Source organism: Streptomyces sp. AHU1, from assembly GCF_045343905.1.
In the GTDB taxonomy this organism is placed as follows: Bacteria; Actinomycetota; Actinomycetes; order Streptomycetales; family Streptomycetaceae; genus Streptomyces; species Streptomyces triticiradicis.
Genome location: NZ_CP174284.1, coordinates 343149 through 362152 on the forward strand (window position 1 = coordinate 343149; position 19004 = coordinate 362152).

Genomic DNA, 19004 nt, shown 5'->3' on the forward strand with positions numbered 1-19004 from the left:
AATCCAGCAGGCACAGCCAACAGTCCAGCCTCATCCCAAAATCAGGCAGGCTGACCAACCGGAGGGATCCCCGAGAGACAGAAGGAGGGCTGTCCACCTAACATGACCGTCATGGGAGGCTCGGATGATGAATGGGCACTTGAGAGCCAGGTCTGCTTTGCTCTTGATGCCGCCAATCGGGCTTGTGCCGCCCTCTATCGGATTCTGCTGCATGATGCACACCTGACTCATACGCAGTATCTGGTAATGGCCGTGCTCTGGGAGCGTGACAACGTCTCCGTCAAAGAACTCGGGAACGCTCTCCGTCTCGAGTCGGGAACGCTCTCCCCTCTGCTCAAGCGCCTGGAGGCCGCAGGCCATGTCAGACGTCGCCGTCACCCGCTGGACGAGCGCTCAGTACGGGTTCACATCACGAGGGAGGGTGCCGCTTTGCAGGAGCGTCTGCGCAGCGTCCCTCGCCGAATCGCAGCATCCATGGACATGGATGAAGCAGCACTGGTGGACCTCCGCGACCGATTGGACCAGCTCATCACCGCTTTCGATGCAACCACGGCTTCCCTACGGCGCTGAGACCCATCACTCGAACACTGCTTCCTGACTCACTCTTCGCACGCAAGAGACAGAACGGTCTGTTTTACAGTTAGAGTGGAGGCATGACAAGCATTTCATCGGCTAAATCACCGGGTGGAAGGTCGGCGGCTCGCGACAGGTTGCTGGCGACCGCTGGTCGCCTGTTCTACAAGGAGGGCATCCGGGCTGTCGGAGTCGACCGCGTCATGGCAGAGGCAGATGTCGCCCGGGCCACTATGTACAGACACTTCCCAGGGAAAGATGATCTGGTCCGCGCATACCTGAAATCTGTCGACACCCGGATTAAGGAGCAACTGGAATCCGCAAGAGAAAACCTACTCCCTTCCGAATTTCTCATGGCCATGGCCGAGGGAATCGGAAAAGAGATCTGCGGAGCCGACTTTCACGGCTGCCCCTTCATTAAAGCGGCATCGGAGTTCCCCGATCCGCAGAGCCCCGTACATCAGGTGGTCATCGACCACCGGTCCTGGTTCCGCAGCCTCCTTCAAGATGCCTTCTACCGGCTGGACCGTACGGATGCTGCCGAGCGGACGGACCTGATGGTTGCCCTACGCGACGGCGCGATGATCGCCGGCTATCTCGAAGACCCACAAAAGGCAAGAACAATCCTGATCCTGGGTGTCAGGCATCTCGTCGAGGACGACACCAAACTGACAGGCTGACACCGGTGTCGCTGAAGTAAAGGTCACTGCTATACGAGCCGACAGGCGTTCGCGCTTCTCTGATGCGCGCCGGGCCCCTAGCCGGGCCGGTCTTGACGGCCTGCCAAGCCAGGCGGACCGCCCCTGGAACGGCGCTCAGGTGCCTGAGTTGCAGAAGATCATCAACGTGATCCTCGACGTCAACTGAACCAGCATTCCTGAGGGTCCGGCCGTATGACCTCCCAACACACAAGAGCGTCCTGCTCTACGCCACTAGACACAACGGGAGGCGAACGACACCTCCTTACGCTTCCATGATCGGGGACGCAGCAGGACGCAGACGGCACCTGATTGCCGCCACGCTCAGCTTGGCGCAACCCTCCTCCTGCCAGGTGGAAGCCCGCCACCAGCGCCGGATCGAGGGAAACAGCGAACACAACCGTGCATTCGCCACCGAATCGAAGGAATAACCTACTTCGGACTGGGGAAGCACGTCTTGACCATCAAGGACTGGCAATCACCTGTGCCCGGCTTTCTAGCAGGAGCCCGCCAGCCCTTGGTCATGAAGCACACACCGATCACCAAACACCGGCGTCCCGATGTCCGCGCAGCCGCGCGTTCAGCCAGCAGAGCTGGGCATCGCGGTCAACATGCCAGGCCTTCCAGGTCTTGGCATCGGCTCGCAGACTCAAACCTTCCTTCCACAGCGGGCTGGCGACCAAGTCGGCGGAGGCCAGGCGGTCCGGTATTGCACTTTTAGGCAAGTTACTTGCACCAACGAACCACCGCAGCCTTCTGTCGTTGCCCGAAAGGGAGACATCCACGAAAATTTGATCGATCAAATCACCCAGCATGAGGGGAGTTCCGCTCCGTCGCGGGCGGCAGCAACACAGGACGATCAGTTGCTCGCTACATAAACAGACGCCAGAAACCAATGAAACCGCCGAGCGCGGGTCAGTACCCGCGCGTCAATGCTGTGCAGCCGCCACGCACCAGGACAGTGAACATCGTTGCCCCACCCACCTTCCCTCCGACATCCTGTCCTGGCCGTGCATGAGCAATCAGATCGAGCTGCTGAAGGAGCCTGCGTGCCGTCCATCGTTGAGCAGTTGTCGGCCCAACGGCAGCCCAGCGCATTGCGGACTGTCGTGAAATGCCCCGCCAGTGCAACGATGGTGCTTGAAGGGCCAGCAACTAGCAGCCAACCCGCAACGTCCTGGATTGCATTCCTGTGCCCCGCGCATGCCAACCTGCCCAACTGGCGAGGTGTAGCCACGCATGCCTTCCTCGGGTCTGCGCCGTGCGGATCCATCATGGACTTCCGGCCGATCGAGCAGCTGCTCGACTCACACGCAGAACTGTGGCTGACTCCCCTAACCAATGTGCGCCCGGAGATCTATGCCGGAGTCTGGTCCGACGTCCTGGAAGACGCCCTTCATGCGTTTCATGACCAACTGAGGCATGGCACGAACCCCGCTGCAAGCGGACCCCTGGAGGCCATCATGACCATGATGATGCTGGCCTGCCGCTCTGCGGAAAACGGCGACCTCGACCAGACGGCAACAACGCTGAGCTACTGCGAGATGATCGCACTCGACTTGCTGAAACGGCCCTGAACCGCATTGCCAGGCCAAGGAGTTGTTCGGCCAGCCCGTGAGGTCTCGAAGCCGTCGACCCGCACTTCTACCACCCCGACCCCACACTGGCCGCAACCGTTCCGGACCTGGTCGCCTACAGCCCAGCAGTCTTCTTTGCCCGCAGCCGCACCGTGCTGAGCGACTCTTTCTCCGACACGCCAGTGGCCGGTCCCCACGGCGTTGGCATCTTCAACCATGAACGCGATGACCAACGGCCGTCAGGTGATCCATCCTGAAACAGCCACCGGTTTTGCCGCTCAACTAAGCGAGCACGGGTGCCAGCCCATCGACGTCGGCTTGCCAGCTCTTAGGTCACATGCGGAGGCTATTGCAACGTCGAGCCGACGGGGCGCGGGCTGCCATGTGTAAAGCAGGGTGCGTTTCCGTACGAGGTTGAAGCCGGCGTGCCCGAACATCTGGCGCTTCACCATCTTGCTCCGGTTGACATGCCCTTCAACCGTGCCCGAACTCCAGGGCAGGGTCAATCCGGCGATAACAGCGTCGAGCTCGCAGGCAATGCGGACTGCAAGGGTACGGCCGCTGGGCAGGTCGCCCTACTGCGGTGTCGAACCGTGCGGCAATTCGCTCCGGCGCTTAATGAGCATGATCGCGAAGGCGGGGACGTGCAGGATGAGGGCGTCGAGTTCAGAGCAGTAAGTGCGGACGGTTTCAAACTGGTGCCCCGCCCACGTGCCCACACCTGTCGAGCAGCCGCTTCAACCCGAGCGCGAGCCCATCTGTGCGCAGACCGTATCGCTGAACTCGTTTTCTTCGCAGATCCGCCAACTCTTGGTCTTCCCGCCCACCTGGGTGTCTGGCCGTTCCACAACCGAGCAGTCGGTCCCAGACTGACCACTTCGGCGACGATGCCGGATCGATGAAAGGCCCATCACGATGCCCATATTCAACGACGGGATCTCCGAGACCGACCTGCCCACCGAATCGGCCGTGACAACCGACGTGGTGGTCGTCGGCTCTGGACCCGCGGGAGCGAGCGCAGCGCTGATGCTGTCGACGCTCGGGGTCGACACCATCATGATCACGAAATATCGATGGACGGCCAACACACCCCGCGCGCACATCACCAACCAGCGCGCCATGGAAGTCTTTCGCGACCTCGGCATCGAGGACCAGGTGCTGGCGGATGCCACCGAGCACGGTCTGGTCGGTGACACCGTGTTCTGCACCAGCATTTCCGGTGAGGAGATCGGGCGGATCCACACGTGGGGCACCCGTCCCGACCGGGAGGCCGACTACCGCCTCGCGTCCCCCTGTCTGACGGTGGACATTCCTCAGTCCTATCTGGAGCCGATCCTGGTGCGCAATGCGACTCAGCGTGGTGCCCAGACCAGGTTCTCCACCGAGTACCTCTCACACGTCCAGGACGCCGACGGGGTGACGGTCCAGGTGCTGGACCGGCTCACCGGCCACGAATACAGCATCCGGGCTAAGTATCTGATCGGCGCGGACGGGGCCCGGTCCAAGGTTGCCGCGGACATCGATCTGCCGTTCGAAGGCGCGATGGACATCGCGGGGTCGATGAACATCACGTTCAAGGCAGACATCACCCGCTTCGTCGCCCACCGACCGTCCGTCCTGTACTGGGTCCTGCAGCCAGGATCCAACGTGGGTGGTATCGGGGCCGGACTCGTCCGCATGGTGCGGCCGTGGAATGAGTGGTTGATCGTATGGGGCTATGACATCGCCGAGGAGCCTCCGGTCATCGACGAGCAGGCCGCCGTACAGATCGTCCGCAACCTGCTCGGCATCCCCGAACTCGAGGTGGAGATCACCGGCACGAGCCTGTGGGGCAACAACGAGATGTACGCGACCCATCTCCAGCGGGGCCGGGTGTTCTGCGCGGGCGACGCCATCCACCGGCACCCGCCGAGCAACGGTCTGGGCTCCAACACATCGGTCCAGGACTCTTACAACCTCGCCTGGAAAATTGCCGCGGTGCTCAAGGGGCATGCGGATCCCAACCTGTTGGAGACCTACACCACCGAACGGGCTCCGGTCGCCGAACGCATCGTCAAGCGGGCCAACAGGTCCAGCCGCGAGTTCGTGGAAATCTTCAAGGCGCTCGGTGTCCTCGGCGCAACAGGCGAGGCGGAGATGGCTGCCGCCATCGAGGAGCGAAAGGCCAATACCCCCGCAGGCGCCGCGAAGCGTGCCGCCCTGGTGCGGGCAATGGACCTGAAGAACTACGAGTTCAACGCTCACGGCGTCGAACTCGGCCAGCACTACGCCTCGACCGCAGTGGTCTCCAACGGGAGTGAACTGCCCACCCCCGCACGCGATGCCGACCTCTACTACGAGATGTCCACCGTGCCCGGCGCGCACCTGCCACACGCCTGGGTAGGTGACAGCGCGAAGCGCCTTGCACTGATGGACTTGGCCCCCTACGACCGCTGGACCCTGCTGACCGGTATCGCCGGCGAGGCATGGGAGGAAGCCGCCGAAAAGGTCGGCCACTCCCTCGGTATCCCGCTGAGCACCGTGGTCATCGGCCCCGGCCGCGAGGTCACCGACCTGTACTACGACTGGGCCAAGCTGCGCGAGGTCGGCGAGAGCGGGGTCGTGCTGGTGCGACCCGACAAGCACATCGCATGGCGAGCCGCAGAGCTCCCCGAGAACCCCGAGGGCGAACTGCGTGACGCCCTGCTGTCCATCCTGGGAAGGGACTGACCTGTGCAATTCGTACACGAGACACTGCCACAGCGGGTTCGGTTCGCCTCTGGCGCCGCGGCAGAAGGGCTGGTTGCAGAGGTCGCCGCGCTCGGCGCGCAGCGGGTGATGGTCATCGCGGGAGCGGCCGAGAAGGACCTGGCCGACCGCATTACTGCAGGCTTGCCTGTGGTCCACCGGCATTCTGACGTCGTCATGCACGTCCCCCTGGAGGTGGCCCTGCGGGCACGAGCCGCAGCCGCCAAGCAGGACGTCGATGTCTTGGTCAGCGTTGGCGGCGGCTCGACCACCGGCCTGGCAAAGGCCGTTGCGCTGACGACGGGGCTGCCGATCGTCGCCGTACCTACCACTTATGCCGGCTCGGAGGCCACAGCCGTATGGGGGCTCACCGAGAATTCGGCCAAGACCACCGGCTCGGATCCAAGAGTCCTGCCGCGCGCGATCGTCTACGATGCCGCGCTGACGCTCTCGCTTCCTGTCGAGCTGAGTGTCGCTTCGGGTTTGAACGCGCTGGCCCACTGTGTGGACTCTCTGTGGGCTCCACGGGCGGACCCCATCAACCAGGCTCTGGCGATCGAGGGTGCCCGGGCGCTGCGTGTGGGCCTGCCGCTGGTTGCGGCGGAACCGGATGCGGTGGCGGGCCGAGAGAAGGCTTTGTACGGCGCTTATCTGTCGGCGGCGGCATTCGCGTCCGCTGGATCCGGGCTGCACCACAAGATCTGCCATGTGCTGGGCGGAATGTTCAACTTGCCGCACGCCCAGACCCACGCTGTCGTCCTTCCGCACGTTCTCGCTTTCAATGCTCCTGGCGTCTCGGACGCGGAGCACCGCCTGGCGGCTGCCCTGGATGCTCCCACCGCCACGGAGGGGTTGGCACGACTGGGTAACCGTCTGAAGGCACCGCGCTCGCTGCGTAGTCTCGGGATGCCTTCTGAGGGCATTACCGAAGCTGCTCAGGCCGTTGTGACGGCCGCTCCGGCCGGCAACCCCCGGCCGATCACTGTGGATGCAATCACCGGTCTTGTCCGTGCCGCCTGGGAAGGAGCTGATCCCCGATGACCGACTATCTCGCCACGCCTGGTGGCCTGGTCCCGGCCGAGCAGCGGGATCGGGAGGAGGAAATTACCCGCCGGGTGCTCGAGTCATTCGAAGGCTGCGCCGATCCCCGACTGCAGGAAGTACTCCAGTCCCTGGTCCGTCATCTGCACGGGTTCGTGCGGGAGGTTCGCCTCACCGAGCAGGAATGGAATGCGGGGATCGAGTTCCTCACCCGCACCGGTCACATCACCGACATGCGCCGTCAGGAGTTCATCCTGCTGTCGGACGTTCTCGGGGCCTCCATGCAGACGGTCACCGTCAACAACGAGGTACACGGTGATGCCACTGAGGCAACTGTGTTCGGACCGTTCTTTGTCGAGAACAGTCCGGAGATCGATCTGGGCGGCGACCTCGCCTTCGGTGCTGTCGGACAGCCGTGTTGGGTGGAAGGCACTGTCACCGACACCGCGGGAAAGCCGGTCTCCGGAGCGCGGATCGAGGTGTGGGAGGCGGATGAGGACGGCTTCTACGACACGCAGTACGGTGACGATCGGATGGCGGCTCGCGCGCATCTGTTCTCTGACGCCGACGGTCGCTACCGCTTCTGGGGCCTGACACCGACGCCGTATCCCATCCCCCACGACGGCCCGGTGGGAGGGCTGCTGGAGATGACGGGCCGCTCGCCGATGCGGGCCTCTCACCTGCACTTCATGGTGAGTGCTCCCGCCCTGCGCACGTTGGTCACGCACATCTTTGTTTGTGGTGACGTGTTCCTCGACAGTGATTCTGTGTTCGGTGTGAAGGAGTCGCTGGTCAAGGACTTCCAGGAACAGCCACCGGGCACGCCAACACCGGACGGACGTGATCTGGGCGAGCGGTCGTGGTCCCGGGTCCGCTTCGACATCGTGCTGGCTCCTGGCAGCTGACTGGGGCCGCCTGCGTCAGGCCTGTGCGCGGGCCTGACGCAAAATGTCAGTGGCGCGCAAGCCGAAGTGCTGCTTGAACCGGTGCGAGAAGTGAGCTGGCGATCCGAAACCGCAGCGCGCCGCAACGCTGGCCACGGTCGTTTCGCTTCCTTCTTGAAGCAGTGTTCGGGCGTGCTCGAGGCGGCGGTGGAGCAGGTACTGGGGGACGGTGGTACCGCCCGAAGCGAAGACTCTTGAGAGGTGACGTTCGCTGATCCCGACACCGCGGGCGATGCGGGCTGCGGAGAGACTCTGGTCGGTCAGATGTTCACCGATGTAGGCCTTCGCGATGTTCAGGTGGACAGCGGCGAGGGATGCTGTCCGGCCGGTCACCACGGAGGTGAGCAGGTCCAGCAGGACCTCCTCATCCACTCCGGCGGAGGTTTCTGGGTTCAACGCCTGAGCGGCCAGCGTGGCAAGTGTCCTGGTCTGGACGACGCCGTCGTCGATGACGATCGGCTGCGTCAGGGATGCCGGCCCTCCGAGCTCGCGCCACATGTCACGGGGGACCTTGAGGGCAAGTTCCTCGAGGCCCTGAGAGAAGCCTCGCATGAAGGGCTGGTCTGCATCGCAGACCAGCAGCTGCCCAGGGTGCAGGAGCCGGACGCCGTCGTCGTAGTAGAAGAAGGCGTCGCCGGCCAGGGTCAGATAGCAGGCCACAGCGTCCGATGGAACTCGGCGGATCTCCGATTGGGGTCGCTCTACGACATGCGGAGTGCCGAACACTTGGGCCACGTGCACTCTGGGAAGCTGCAGATTGATCTCCGTTGCGTCCAAAGCGATTTCCTGCAGGGCGCGACAGCGCAGGCCGATCAGGGCCTGGGCATTGTGCTCTTCCCACAGGGCGATGCGCTGGGCTTCGGGAAGGCCAACGGTGCTGAAGCGCACCGGAGCACCTGTCGTCGTCCCGTTCGTCATTCCTCCAGGGTAGATGTGGGGCTCTGGTGATGCTCCAGGTCGTGGACGCATCGTTCGATGACAGAGGCGACCTGTTTGGTCGCGGGTGTGCTCCCCCGGGCGCGGCCCGCCAGCACCAGGTTGACGGATTCACTCTCGGTGATCGGCACGTAGGACACGCTGCTGAGGCTCAGGCTCTGGACTGACGCCGGGACGAGGGCGACACCGTGACCTGCAGCCACGAAGACGACGAGAGTGGCCGTTTCACCGACCTCGATCAGTGAGGAGGGCTGGAATCCTGCGTGCCTGCAGGCGGCCAGGACACGGTCGTACATGGAAGAGCGGGAGCGTGAGGGGTGGATGACGAAGGGCTCGTCGGCCAGTTCGGCGAGCGAGATGCGCCGTCTGCCCGCCAGCGGATGGTGGGAGGGCAGTACGGCCACCAGTGATTCCGAGCGCAGAGGCGTGGTGTGGATGTCCTCATGGTCGACCGTGTCTCGCAGGACCGCAAGGTCGTAGGTGCCAGTAAGCAGCCCATCGGCCAGGTCTGGGGTGAGGAGTTCTCCCCGCAGGTCCATGGTGATCTTGGGCAGTCGGGCGCGTACGGTGCGCGCGACATGCGGCAGTAGATCGTAGGTGGCGGTTCCGATGAAACCGATGGAGACGCGGCCGGCGTAGCCGGTGGCCAGCTCCGTCATGTGCAGTCGGGTGCGTTCCTCCTCGGCAGTCAGGGCCCGTGCGTGCTCGATGAGGTGTCGGCCGGCTTCGGTGAGCGCGACATGCCGGGTGGAACGGGTGAACAGCACGGTCCCTAGATCCTTCTCCAACTGCTTGATCTGCTGCGAGAGGGCCGGCTGCGCCACGTGCAGGCGGGTGGCCGCACGTCCGAAGTGGCATTCATCGGCGAGCGCCAGGAAGTAGCGGATCTGCCGTAGCTCCATGAATCCTATTTTATAAGCCCTCTGTATCAATCGATTGTGATTACGTCTTGGACGTACTGATATGCAAGTTCCTACGGTGGCGGGGTGACCGACAGCTATCTCTATGCGGCAGCGCGGACTCCTTTCGGCCGGTTCTCGGGCGCGCTCGCCCACGTCCGGCCCGACGACCTCGCGGCCCAGCTCATCAGCAAGACACTGGACCGGACGCCGGGCCTGGACCCGGCGGAGATCGATGACGTCGTCTGGGGCAACGCCAACGGCGCCGGAGAGGACAACCGCAACGTCGGCCGGATGGCCGTCCTTCTTGCAGGACTCCCCACCTCTGTGCCGGCCACGACCGTCAACCGCCTGTGCGGATCATCTCTAGACGCTGCTCTCATCGCTTCGCGCGGCATCGAGAGCGGTGACATGGACATCGTCCTCACAGGTGGGGTCGAGTCGATGACCCGCGCCCCCTGGGTGCTGCCCAAGCCCGAGCGCGCCTTCCCTGCCGGGGACACGACCGCCGTGTCCACGACCCTCGGATGGCGGCTGATCAACAAGCGCATGCCCAAAGACTGGACGGTCTCTTTGGGCGAGGCCAACGAGCAACTGGCCGATCGCTTCACAATCTCCCGAGACCGCCAGGACGCATTCGCCGTTCGCTCCCACCATCTCGCCGACAAAGCCTGGAATGCGGGTTTCTACGACGATCTGGTCGTCCCTGTCACGCAGGAAGACGGCACCGCTCTCCAACGGGACGAGGGAATCCGTCCCGGATCCACCACGGAGAAGCTCGCTTCACTCGTTCCCGCCTTCCGCGCCGACGGCGTCATCACGGCCGGCAATGCCTCTCCGCTGAGCGACGGCGCCTCAGCCGTGCTCCTCGGCTCGGGCGCCGCCGCGACACGTATCGGCAGCGATCCCATAGCCCGCGTCGCGGGACGTGGCGTGTCTGCTCTGGATCCACAGTTGTTCGGCTTCGCCCCTGTGGAGGCGGCGAACAGGGCGCTCAAGCATGCAGGCATCACCTGGTCCGATGTCTCTGCCATCGAGCTGAACGAGGCTTTTGCCGTCCAGGCGCTGGCATGCGTGGACGCCTGGGACGTCGATCCGCAGATCGTCAACTCGAAGGGGGGCGCCATCGCTCTCGGCCATCCCCTGGGCGCCTCCGGCGGAAGGCTGCTAGGCACGCTCGCCCGCCGTCTGCAGGAATCCAGGCAGCGCTGGGGAGTCGCCGCCATCTGCATCGGCGTCGGTCAGGCGCTGGCTGTCGTACTGGAGAACGTCACCGGGAGCAATCGATGACCGCGCAGCTTTACTCCGATGCGGACGAGGCGGTCGCCGGCATTCAGGACGGCTCGACGGTGCTCGTCGGAGGCTTCGGAATGGCCGGTATGCCCGTGGCTTTGATCGACGCCCTGATACGGCAGGGAGCGGACGACCTCACCGTCGTCTCCAACAACGCCGGCAACGGCGACACCGGCTTGGCCGCGCTACTCGCCAAAGGGCGGGTACGCAAGGTGATCTGCTCCTTCCCTCGCCAGGCCGACTCGTGGGTGTTCGACGGCCTCTACCGGAAAGGCAAGATCGAACTCGAGGTCGTCCCGCAGGGCACTCTCGCAGAACGACTCAGGGCGGCTGGGGCCGGCATCGGCGCCTTCTTCTGTCCGACCGGTGCCGGCACACTGCTCGCCGAGGGCAAGGAGGTCCGCGAGATCAACGGACACCCTCATGTACTGGAATATCCCATCAACGGAGACTTCGCTCTGATCAGCGCACACCGAGCCGATCGCATGGGCAACCTCGTCTACCGCAAGACCGCTCGGAACTTCGGCCCCGTGATGGCCACCGCGGCGGCCACCGTGATCGTCCAAGTCCGCGAGATCGTAGAGACCGGCAGCATCGACCCAGAGACCGTCGTTACGCCCAGCGTCTATGTCGACCGTGTAGTCAAGGTAGCTGATCACATATGAGCCCGACATCCTCGCAGGCCCCCGGACAGAGCCCGCTGAGCAAGCACGACATCGCGGCTCTGATCGCTCGCGACATCCCACACGGCTCCTATGTCAACCTCGGGATCGGCCAGCCGACCCTGGTCGCCGACCACCTCTCCCCCACCTCCGGCGTCGTTCTGCACACCGAGAACGGGATGCTGAACATGGGACCCGCCGCCCATGAGGAGCAGGTCGATCCGGACCTGACCAATGCCGGCAAGGTCCCAGTCACCGAACTGCCCGGCGCCGCCTACTTCCACCACGCCGACTCTTTCGCAATGATGCGCGGCGGTCACCTCGACATCTGCGTCCTCGGTGCGTTCCAGGTCTCCGCACGCGGCGACCTGGCCAACTGGCACACCGGCGCCCCCGACGCCATCCCCGCTGTGGGCGGAGCCATGGACCTCGCGATCGGGGCGAAGAAGGTCTTCGTGATGATGGACCTCTTCACTCGCCACGGAACGCCCAAGCTAGTGCCCGAGTGCAGCTACCCGCTGACCGGTCTCGCTTGTGTGAACCGGGTGTACACGGACATTGCGGTGTTCGACATCACCCCGCACGGCGTCAGTGTGCGGCAGACCTTCGGCATCGACGTGCAGGACCTCGCCGACGCTCTGGACATGCCGCTGCTGACTACACCGCCGGAGCGAGCCGCCTGAACAGCCTCGGCTGCGGCCGACCGTGCCGCCACTTCAACACCGGCGATGGCCGCCAGGGCCGAAGGTCCTGGCACGGTCAGGTGGGATCAAGCAGGGTGATACCGGTTCCGGTGTAAAGGGTGGGCTGGAGCGAGAGGACAGTCAGTGGCTCGCCTGCCTTGAGTGCCTGCTATGCGATGGCAGCGGCGTGGGCCACGGGTTCGTCGGCGCTGGGCCAGTACATCGCGTCCACGGCGTGTGCGGCCCTGAAGGAATGCTCTCGGCGAACCGCAGTAATGCAGCATGGAGCCCGGCTCCATGCATTGCTCGTTCAGCCGCGAGGAGGGACAAAGAGGGGATCAGCACGCGGCCAGTTCCCCGGGAGGCCTCGATATACAGACCCGTGAAGAAAGGACCCGTGCGGTAGAGAGCGGTCAGCGCCGTGTGGTCGAGAACCGCCGTCAGGCTCACGCGACCGCGCCATCCTGGTGAGCACCGCCCCTCGTCCAGGCATTCTGACCGGCCTGCTTTGTATATTGGACACCCAACTCTCGGGCCGCTTCGCGAGCACGTTCCTCCCGCTCGGCGGCTGTGAACTCCTGGGAAGCCAGTTCCTCGAGCAGATCCATGACAGTGGTACCGCGTTCGTCGGCCAGGACACGCAGCCGGTCGCGCACCTCTTCACTGGTCTTGATGCTGGTCGCCTTGCCCACAAAACGTCGCTCTACCGCTGGTAGAACATGGAGGCCATCGACTGCCCTCTCATGGCGGGCAGCGTCCCGCAGCCTCGAGTCTGCCAGCCGCCCCCGTTTGAGAATCTGGAGCTCCAGCCGGACCCGGTCCACGATGCCGCAAGTCGTACGGTGTCCACCAACGACCGCCCGGCATGTGCATCTTCACGAGGAAGTCTCAGCGCCATTGCGACTTGCCGCTTCACTGGTCGGCGATCGGCGATGGCAAAATGCGGACCTACAGGCCAAGCACCCATCGACTGAGCGCCCTGGACCGAACCGCAGAAGACCGGAGCGTCAGCAACCGCGCATCAGACTGTGCCCACTACACCCATCGCGAACGAAATGATCCCCGTCGCCATGAGTCGATTCGCCCTATGGATCACCCGAGGGCAGGCTGGAACGGTGACTGGCATGTCGGCAACCGCGCTCATGCGTTCAAGACCGCCTGAACCCAGCAGGCTGACAACGAACTTCATCCCGGAACGCACAGCAGGCGCCCCGTCCACAGTCGGCAAGCACGGCACCCAGCCAGGCTACCGCTCACAGGAGCGGACGCCCCCAGCAGTTCTCATACGCCCACCTGCCCCCATCAGGAAGCCGGTCACCCACAACGTGACCTGCTAATTCATGATCACGCGTACGGGGGGCACAGCAGGCTCACGGCTTCAATGGTCTCAGGCGCCAGTCACCGCCCCAACAATTGCAGCCGCCGAAAACGCAGTTCAACCAGCTCCAGGTCCCGAAACGGAGTCAGATTCTGTGGCCGGGCAGCGAGAGTCGGCCGGGCCACACCATCACCATAATGCACCATTATGGCGCAATTGCAACATAACGGCATATGCGTTCAAATAGCAGTTGCAGCGGGTATGCAGGAGGCTGGAAGGCGCATCGCAGAGCAGTTCGCCGAAGAGTAGGGGCAGCGCCTCATGACAATCGCTCCCGACCGTCCCGTTGCCGCTCACGGCAGCTCATGGCACCGCATCCGCACATCGATGACCCGCAAGGAATGGGCCAGCGCAGGCGGCATGACCGCCTTCATCCTTGCCCTGCACATCATCGGCTGGTTCACACTGGTGGCGATCGTAGACCCCCGGCACTACAGCCTGGGCGCCAAGACCTTCGGCATTGGCATCGGCATCACCGCATACACGCTGGGCATGCGGCACGCCTTCGATGCAGACCACATCGCCGCCATCGACAACACCACCCGGAAGTTCATGAACGAGGGCCGTCGGCCCCTATCAGTGGGCTTCTGGTTCTCCCTCGGCCATTCGAGTATCGTCTTCGCCCTTGCCTTCCTGCTCTCTCTGGGCGTGAAGGCGCTGGCCGCACCTGTCGAAAATGACAAGTCCGCGTTGCACAGCGTCACAGGCTGGGTCGGCACGACAGTGTCGGGGACATTCCTGTACCTCATCGCGATCATGAACATGGTGATCATGACGGGTATCTGGAAGGTCTTCCGCGGGATGCGCTCGGGTCATTTCGACGAGGCAGCGCTCGATGAACAGCTCGACAAGCGCGGCCTCATGAACCGAATCCTCGGCCGTCTGATGAAGTCGATCACGAAGCCCTGGCAGATGTACCCTCTGGGTCTACTGTTCGGCCTGGGCTTCGACACCGCTACCGAGATCGCGCTGCTCGTTCTCGCCGGTTCCGGGGCCGCCTCCGGCCTCCCCTGGTACGCCATCTTGTGCCTGCCGGTCCTGTTCGCAGCCGGCATGGTTCTGCTTGACACCATTGACGGCTCGTTCATGAACTTCGCCTACAGCAGGGCGTTCTCCAAGCCGGTGCGCAAGGTCTACTACAACCTCACCATCACCGGCCTGTCCGTCGTCGTGGCCCTGGTCATCGGAACCGTCGAACTCCTCGGCCTGATCGCGGAGAAGGCCAACCTGCACGGGATGTTCTGGGACTGGGTATCCGGACTCGACCTCAACATCATCGGTTACGCCATCGTCGGTTTGTTCTTCGCCACCTGGGTAACAGCTCTGCTGGTCTGGAAAGTCGGCCGCATTGAGGAAAGATGGACAGCGGGACTGGCCCCGCCTGCCGTCGCGGAGGAACACAGCGACTGACATCCCAGCCGAACACAATCGTGTCCGGGCTCACCTCAGCAACAAACCCGGTGCTGACCCCACAGCAGACAGTCGGTAGCCATCGCGCAGTGACAAACGAACCGCCGCGCCCGTCAACACCTGGGCACGGCGGTCGTCATACGGCAGTACAGTCTTAGAAGTCCAGTGCCCAGCCGTCGAGGTAGCCCGGCCCATAATCCATGTTCCCAGGGACCGCGTCCAGCACGCGCAGCTTCCAAATGCCGTTAGCGGGGTACCCAGATGCGTCCACGGTGTATGTGGTGTGCAGTTCCGAGCCGTAGTCCCAGCTCCACCGGCTGAGCTGGATTTCCGTGCCGTCCGGAGCGACCAGGAACACCACCTGTGCCCCGATGAAGTCGTGGTACAGGTCGACACTCACCTTGAGAGTGGCCGGTGCCGTGCCCTTGTGCCCGCTCACAGTGATCGGGGACTCGACACTTCCCCACTGTGCGATGTCAAAGCGCGCCGGGTTGACGAAGTGGTTGCCGCCGTTCGGCAGCACCGTCCACGTGTAGGCGATCTTGCGGGTGAGACCGGCACGCTTGTTGCGGATCGTCACGGTAATCGGGAAGGCGCCGGACTCCTCCGGCGTTCCGCTCACCAGACCGGTGACGGGGTTGGCCGAGAGTCCCTTGGGCAGGCCAGTCACAGAATAGGTCAGGGCGCCGCGCCGGGTGCTGGTCGCCAGGATCTGCCAGCTGGTCGCCAGGCCGAAGGCTGCCTTGGGCGGTGCCGCGGAGGAGACAGCAATGTGGTGGATGAAGCGCGGCCCGACGTTGACCGCTGCCCACGCAGCGGCTACCGACTCATAAGCCTTGCTGGACTTTCCGAAGAGGTCTGCTGACGCCTCAAGGGTGGCGGTCCGTGCCCCAGCGTAGTCAGTGGTGCTGGTCATGTAGACCGTGAGCGCCCTATACCACACGTCAGTGGCGTTCTTCAGGCCGATCCCGGTGACGGGCAGACCGTCGTAGGTGGTGCTGTTGTACTGAATACCATTGATCTTCTTCTTCCCGCTGCCCTCGGACAGGAGGTAGAAGAAGTGGTTGCCGATGCCGGAACTGGCGTGAACGTCCAGGTTCTTGGTCTTCGGGGTCCAGTAGTCCTGCGACGTGCCACCGTCAGCGTTGTCCCTGGAGGGCTGGTCCATGTAGCGCACGGGCTTGCCGTTACCGCGGATGTCCGCCAGTTCGGCCAGAGTGAAGTCCGGCTTGTCGCCGAGGCTGTTGGCGAACCACTCCACCGCAGTGCCCATGATGTCGCTGGTGGACTCATTGAGGCCACCGGACTCGCCTGAATAGACGAGCCCCGCAGTGTGGGAGGTAACACCGTGCGTCATCTCGTGCCCCGTGATGTCCAGTTCGGTGAGGGGGTGCGCGTTGCCCAGCCCATCGCCGTAGGTCATGCAGAAGCAGTCATCGTTCCAGAACGCGTTGGCGTAGTTGTCCATGTAGTGGACATAGGAGGCGGCACCGACACCGTCGTTCGCTATGCCATTGCGGCCGAAGCGGTCGTGGTAGAAGTCCCAAGTCCGCTGGGCTCCATAGGTGGCGTCGACAGCCGCGGTCTGGGGGTCGGCCGGTGTCCCGTCGCCCCATTCATCGTCAGCATCTATGAACGGTATGCCGGTAGCGGTGGCAGTCATGTTCATGGTAGAGCTGCCGCCGCGCGCAGGGTCGGACAGCAGGTAGCCACTGCTGCCATGCTCGGTGTCGATCGATACGGTGCCGTTGTACTGGCTGTGCCCGACGCCGGTCTCGTTTTGCTCGGTGCTCTTCAACTGCCGGCCGGTACGGGCGTCCGTCAGCACACGCAGCTTGCTCGGTGTGCCGTCGGCTTGGCTGCTGGTCACGAACGACTCCCACGCCAGGGTGGGCTCACCTTCCTCGGCCCAGACCACCAGTCGCGGAGCGGTCTTGACGGCAGGCTTGCTGTCCCCCGCCCTGCGTGCCGCAGCCAGAGCCGAAGCACGCGCCGTACCCGCGCTGACCGCAGCTTTGATGGTCGGTACCGAAATGACTGCACGGACGGCACGGTCGGCAGTACGCCGCGTTCCGTGGTCGTGCACGACCAGGTCACCGCCGAGGACGGGAAGACCTTGGTAGGTCCGCTCGTAGCGTGTGTGGACCGTGCCGTCGGCGTCCTTGACGACGTCCTTGGGGATCAGCTTCTCGTCCTGGCTCAGCTTCAGCGAGCGGGCCGTGGAAGAAGCACTGTTCGCGGCCGCCTTCAGCAGGGACGTACGCTGTCCTGCGGTCAGATCGAGCATGCGGGCGCCAGGGGCAGGCAGGGGGACGGCAATCGGGGCCGCCTGCGACACCTTCTCGGCCTGTGCGATTGCCGAGGCGGGAAGCGCCGGGGCGAACAACGCCGTAACCGCCACCGCCACCGTGACACCGACCCGACGCGTCAACTGGCGGCGGAGGGCGTTGGGCCCTCCGTGGATGTCTGTCACTCCAGCAACTCCTTTCATCCGGCCGTATGATGACAGCCGGTCAGTTCGCCAACCGCCGATCGTGTGGGCAACCCGTTGTGGAGGCACACATGTCACCGCACGGATGTGTGGCGTGCGGCGATCGGTACGGTGGCGAGGTGACAGTAGCCGCTACATAGGTGCAGCCCGCGTGCCCGAACACCCTTTCCCAGCGCGGCGAAAACTGCGAAACAGGCTGCTGTCGTGGGGCTTTACCCAAACGAAATCATCCGGTTACAAGGGTGTTCGAGACGGAGGGGCAGTATCGCTTCCCCTGCGATCACCGCCTGATGCGCTGCAACTGGTAACGAGCGAAAGTGCCATGAGGGACGGTGCTCACCTGTGCAGCCCAGCACCTCACCACCCTGCGGCAGGGCACAGGTCGGCACAGTGCTGGGCCCTGACCTCGGGTTTTGGACACCGGAGACACTTGGATCTTGATGGTCCAGGAGAACGGAGTCCCCGTGGGAATGAAGCACTACCCCGCCGAGTTCAAGGCGGACGCGGTCGCGTTGTACCGGTCGCGGCCAGGAGCAACGATCAAGTCCGTCTCCGGCGATCTCGGAGCCAACACCGAGACACTGCGGAACTGGATCCGCGCTGCCGACGGACGCCGTTCCGGCGCCCACTCCTCGCCGTCGGCCGTCGTGCCGGTCGGTGGTGACGCCGTCGAGGCGGAGCCGGCCGCTGCCCGCAAGAGGATCCGCGAGCTGGAGGAGGAGCGTGACATTCTCCGCAAGGCGGCCCGGTATTTCGCGACGGAGACGCGCTGGTGAAGCGCTGCCGGTTCGTCGAGGATCACCAGCGCCGGCACGGCGTGAAGCGGCTCTGCGACACCCTCGGCCGCTCCCGCTCGAGCTTCTACTACCGGCGCCGCACCGCAGCCGCACGAGCGGCCCGGCAAACCGTCGAGGCCGAGTTCGCCGCCCGGATACACAAGATCCACCAGGACTCCGACGGCACTTACGGAGCCCCAAAATCACCGCCGAACTCCGCGACGAGGGCGGCCCGGTGGTCAACCACAAGCACGTCGCGAGAATCATGCGAAGCATCGGGCTCAAGGGGTTCCGCCTGCGCCGCCGACACCGCACCACGCTCGCCGACCCGGCCACGGCGAAGGCATCGGATCTGATCGGACGTGACTTCACCGCGGCCGCGGTGAATACGAAGTACGTCGGCGACATCACGTATCTGCCGGTCAACGGTGCGAAGCCGCTTTACCTCGCCACCGTCATCGACCTCGCCTCACACCGACTGGCCGGGTGGGCGATCGCCGGTCACATGCGAGCCGAGCTCGTCATCGACGCCCTGGCGGCCGCCGAGCAGACCCGCGGCAGTCTCAAGGGAGCGATCATGCATATGGATCACGGGTCGCACTATACGAGGAGGGCTTTCGCTGAAATCTGCAGGTCAGCAGGGGTTCGGCAGAGCATGGGAGCGGTCGGGTCCAGCGCGGACAATGCCGCAGCCGAGAGCTTCAACGCTGGCTTCAAGAGGGAGACGCTCAAGGACCGCAAAGGCTGGCCGGACGAGCGCCAGGCACGGCTCGACGCCTTCCGCTGGCTGACCCGATACAACACCCGACGCCGGCACTCCCGCCTCGGGCAGCGGTCCCCGATCGCCTACGAGAACGACTTCCAACCAACAGCAACTACTCTGGCCCAAGCCGCATAGACGTGTCCAAAGTCCGGG

15 protein-coding genes and 1 pseudogene are annotated in these 19004 nt (G+C 64.2%); 11 read left to right on the plus strand and 5 right to left on the minus strand.

Annotated features, from left to right (window positions below; translation table 11 throughout):
- The first annotated feature begins 111 nt into the window (after positions 1-111).
- Complete coding sequence (locus tag ACICHK_RS42475; protein WP_406841650.1) at positions 112-570, plus strand: MarR family winged helix-turn-helix transcriptional regulator; 459 nt, start codon at positions 112-114, stop codon at positions 568-570.
- 83 nt (positions 571-653) lie between these two features.
- The gene (locus tag ACICHK_RS42480) at positions 654-1253 is read left to right on the plus strand and encodes a TetR/AcrR family transcriptional regulator (protein WP_406841651.1); all 600 of its coding nucleotides are present in this window, start codon (positions 654-656) and stop codon (positions 1251-1253) included.
- A 557-nt stretch (positions 1254-1810) separates the two neighbouring features.
- Here the strand turns inward: ACICHK_RS42480 and ACICHK_RS42485 are convergent.
- Positions 1811-2086, minus strand: coding sequence for a hypothetical protein (locus ACICHK_RS42485; RefSeq protein WP_406841652.1), 276 nt, complete (start codon positions 2084-2086; stop codon positions 1811-1813).
- A gap of 234 nt (positions 2087-2320) precedes the next feature.
- Here ACICHK_RS42485 and ACICHK_RS42490 point away from each other — a divergent pair, with 234 nt between their 5' ends.
- The 4 genes from ACICHK_RS42490 to ACICHK_RS42505 all read left to right on the plus strand — a co-directional run bounded on the left by ACICHK_RS42490 (position 2321) and on the right by ACICHK_RS42505 (position 7521).
- Positions 2321-2848, plus strand: coding sequence for a hypothetical protein (locus tag ACICHK_RS42490; RefSeq protein ID WP_406841653.1), 528 nt, complete (start codon positions 2321-2323; stop codon positions 2846-2848).
- A 915-nt stretch (positions 2849-3763) separates the two neighbouring features.
- Positions 3764-5557: an FAD-dependent oxidoreductase gene (locus ACICHK_RS42495; protein WP_406841654.1), complete on the plus strand. Its 1794-nt coding sequence runs from the start codon at positions 3764-3766 to the stop codon at positions 5555-5557.
- Positions 5558-5560: 3 nt separating this feature from the next.
- Entirely contained in the window at positions 5561-6616 is a 1056-nt protein-coding gene (locus tag ACICHK_RS42500) for a maleylacetate reductase (RefSeq protein WP_406841655.1), read from the plus strand.
- Positions 6613-7521: a dioxygenase gene (locus tag ACICHK_RS42505; RefSeq protein ID WP_406841656.1), complete on the plus strand. Its 909-nt coding sequence runs from the start codon at positions 6613-6615 to the stop codon at positions 7519-7521. The genes ACICHK_RS42500 and ACICHK_RS42505 overlap by 4 nt, the downstream gene beginning before the upstream one ends.
- Before the next feature lie 15 nt (positions 7522-7536).
- On the opposite strand, the gene ACICHK_RS42510 is transcribed toward ACICHK_RS42505, so the two are convergent.
- Positions 7537-8478 carry an AraC family transcriptional regulator gene (locus ACICHK_RS42510; protein WP_406841657.1) on the minus strand — a complete coding sequence of 314 codons (942 nt, stop codon included), beginning with the start codon at positions 8476-8478 and terminating at the stop codon, positions 7537-7539.
- Entirely contained in the window at positions 8475-9398 is a 924-nt protein-coding gene (locus ACICHK_RS42515) for a LysR substrate-binding domain-containing protein (RefSeq protein WP_406841658.1), read from the minus strand. Before ACICHK_RS42515 ends, ACICHK_RS42510 begins: the two co-directional genes overlap by 4 nt.
- An 84-nt stretch (positions 9399-9482) precedes the next feature.
- Between ACICHK_RS42515 and ACICHK_RS42520 the strand changes: the two genes are divergently transcribed.
- From ACICHK_RS42520 to ACICHK_RS42530, 3 genes are read left to right on the plus strand one after another with little or no spacing between them, the layout of a single operon-like run.
- Positions 9483-10685, plus strand: a complete 1203-nt coding sequence (locus tag ACICHK_RS42520; RefSeq protein WP_406841659.1) for a thiolase family protein — start codon at positions 9483-9485, stop codon at positions 10683-10685.
- The gene (locus ACICHK_RS42525) at positions 10682-11353 is read left to right on the plus strand and encodes a 3-oxoacid CoA-transferase subunit A (RefSeq protein ID WP_406841660.1); all 672 of its coding nucleotides are present in this window, start codon (positions 10682-10684) and stop codon (positions 11351-11353) included. Before ACICHK_RS42520 ends, ACICHK_RS42525 begins: the two co-directional genes overlap by 4 nt.
- Positions 11350-12033 (plus strand): 3-oxoacid CoA-transferase subunit B, encoded by a 684-nt coding sequence (locus ACICHK_RS42530; protein WP_406841661.1) that lies wholly within the window; start codon positions 11350-11352, stop codon positions 12031-12033. Before ACICHK_RS42525 ends, ACICHK_RS42530 begins: the two co-directional genes overlap by 4 nt.
- 446 nt (positions 12034-12479) lie before the next feature.
- Here the strand turns inward: ACICHK_RS42530 and ACICHK_RS42535 are convergent, their stop codons facing one another.
- Positions 12480-12725: a hypothetical protein gene (locus tag ACICHK_RS42535; RefSeq protein WP_406841662.1), complete on the minus strand. Its 246-nt coding sequence runs from the start codon at positions 12723-12725 to the stop codon at positions 12480-12482.
- Positions 12726-13672: 947 nt separating this feature from the next.
- Between ACICHK_RS42535 and ACICHK_RS42540 the strand changes: the two genes are divergently transcribed.
- Positions 13673-14821 (plus strand): HoxN/HupN/NixA family nickel/cobalt transporter, encoded by a 1149-nt coding sequence (locus tag ACICHK_RS42540; RefSeq protein WP_406841663.1) that lies wholly within the window; start codon positions 13673-13675, stop codon positions 14819-14821.
- Between the two features lie 154 nt (positions 14822-14975).
- Here the strand turns inward: ACICHK_RS42540 and ACICHK_RS42545 are convergent, their stop codons facing one another.
- Positions 14976-17294 carry a M4 family metallopeptidase gene (locus ACICHK_RS42545; protein WP_406841664.1) on the minus strand — a complete coding sequence of 773 codons (2319 nt, stop codon included), beginning with the start codon at positions 17292-17294 and terminating at the stop codon, positions 14976-14978.
- A 482-nt stretch (positions 17295-17776) separates the two neighbouring features.
- Between ACICHK_RS42545 and ACICHK_RS42550 the strand changes: the two are divergent.
- Positions 17777-18986 (plus strand): annotated as a pseudogene (locus ACICHK_RS42550) (IS3 family transposase).
- Positions 18987-19004: the final 18 nt, after the last annotated feature.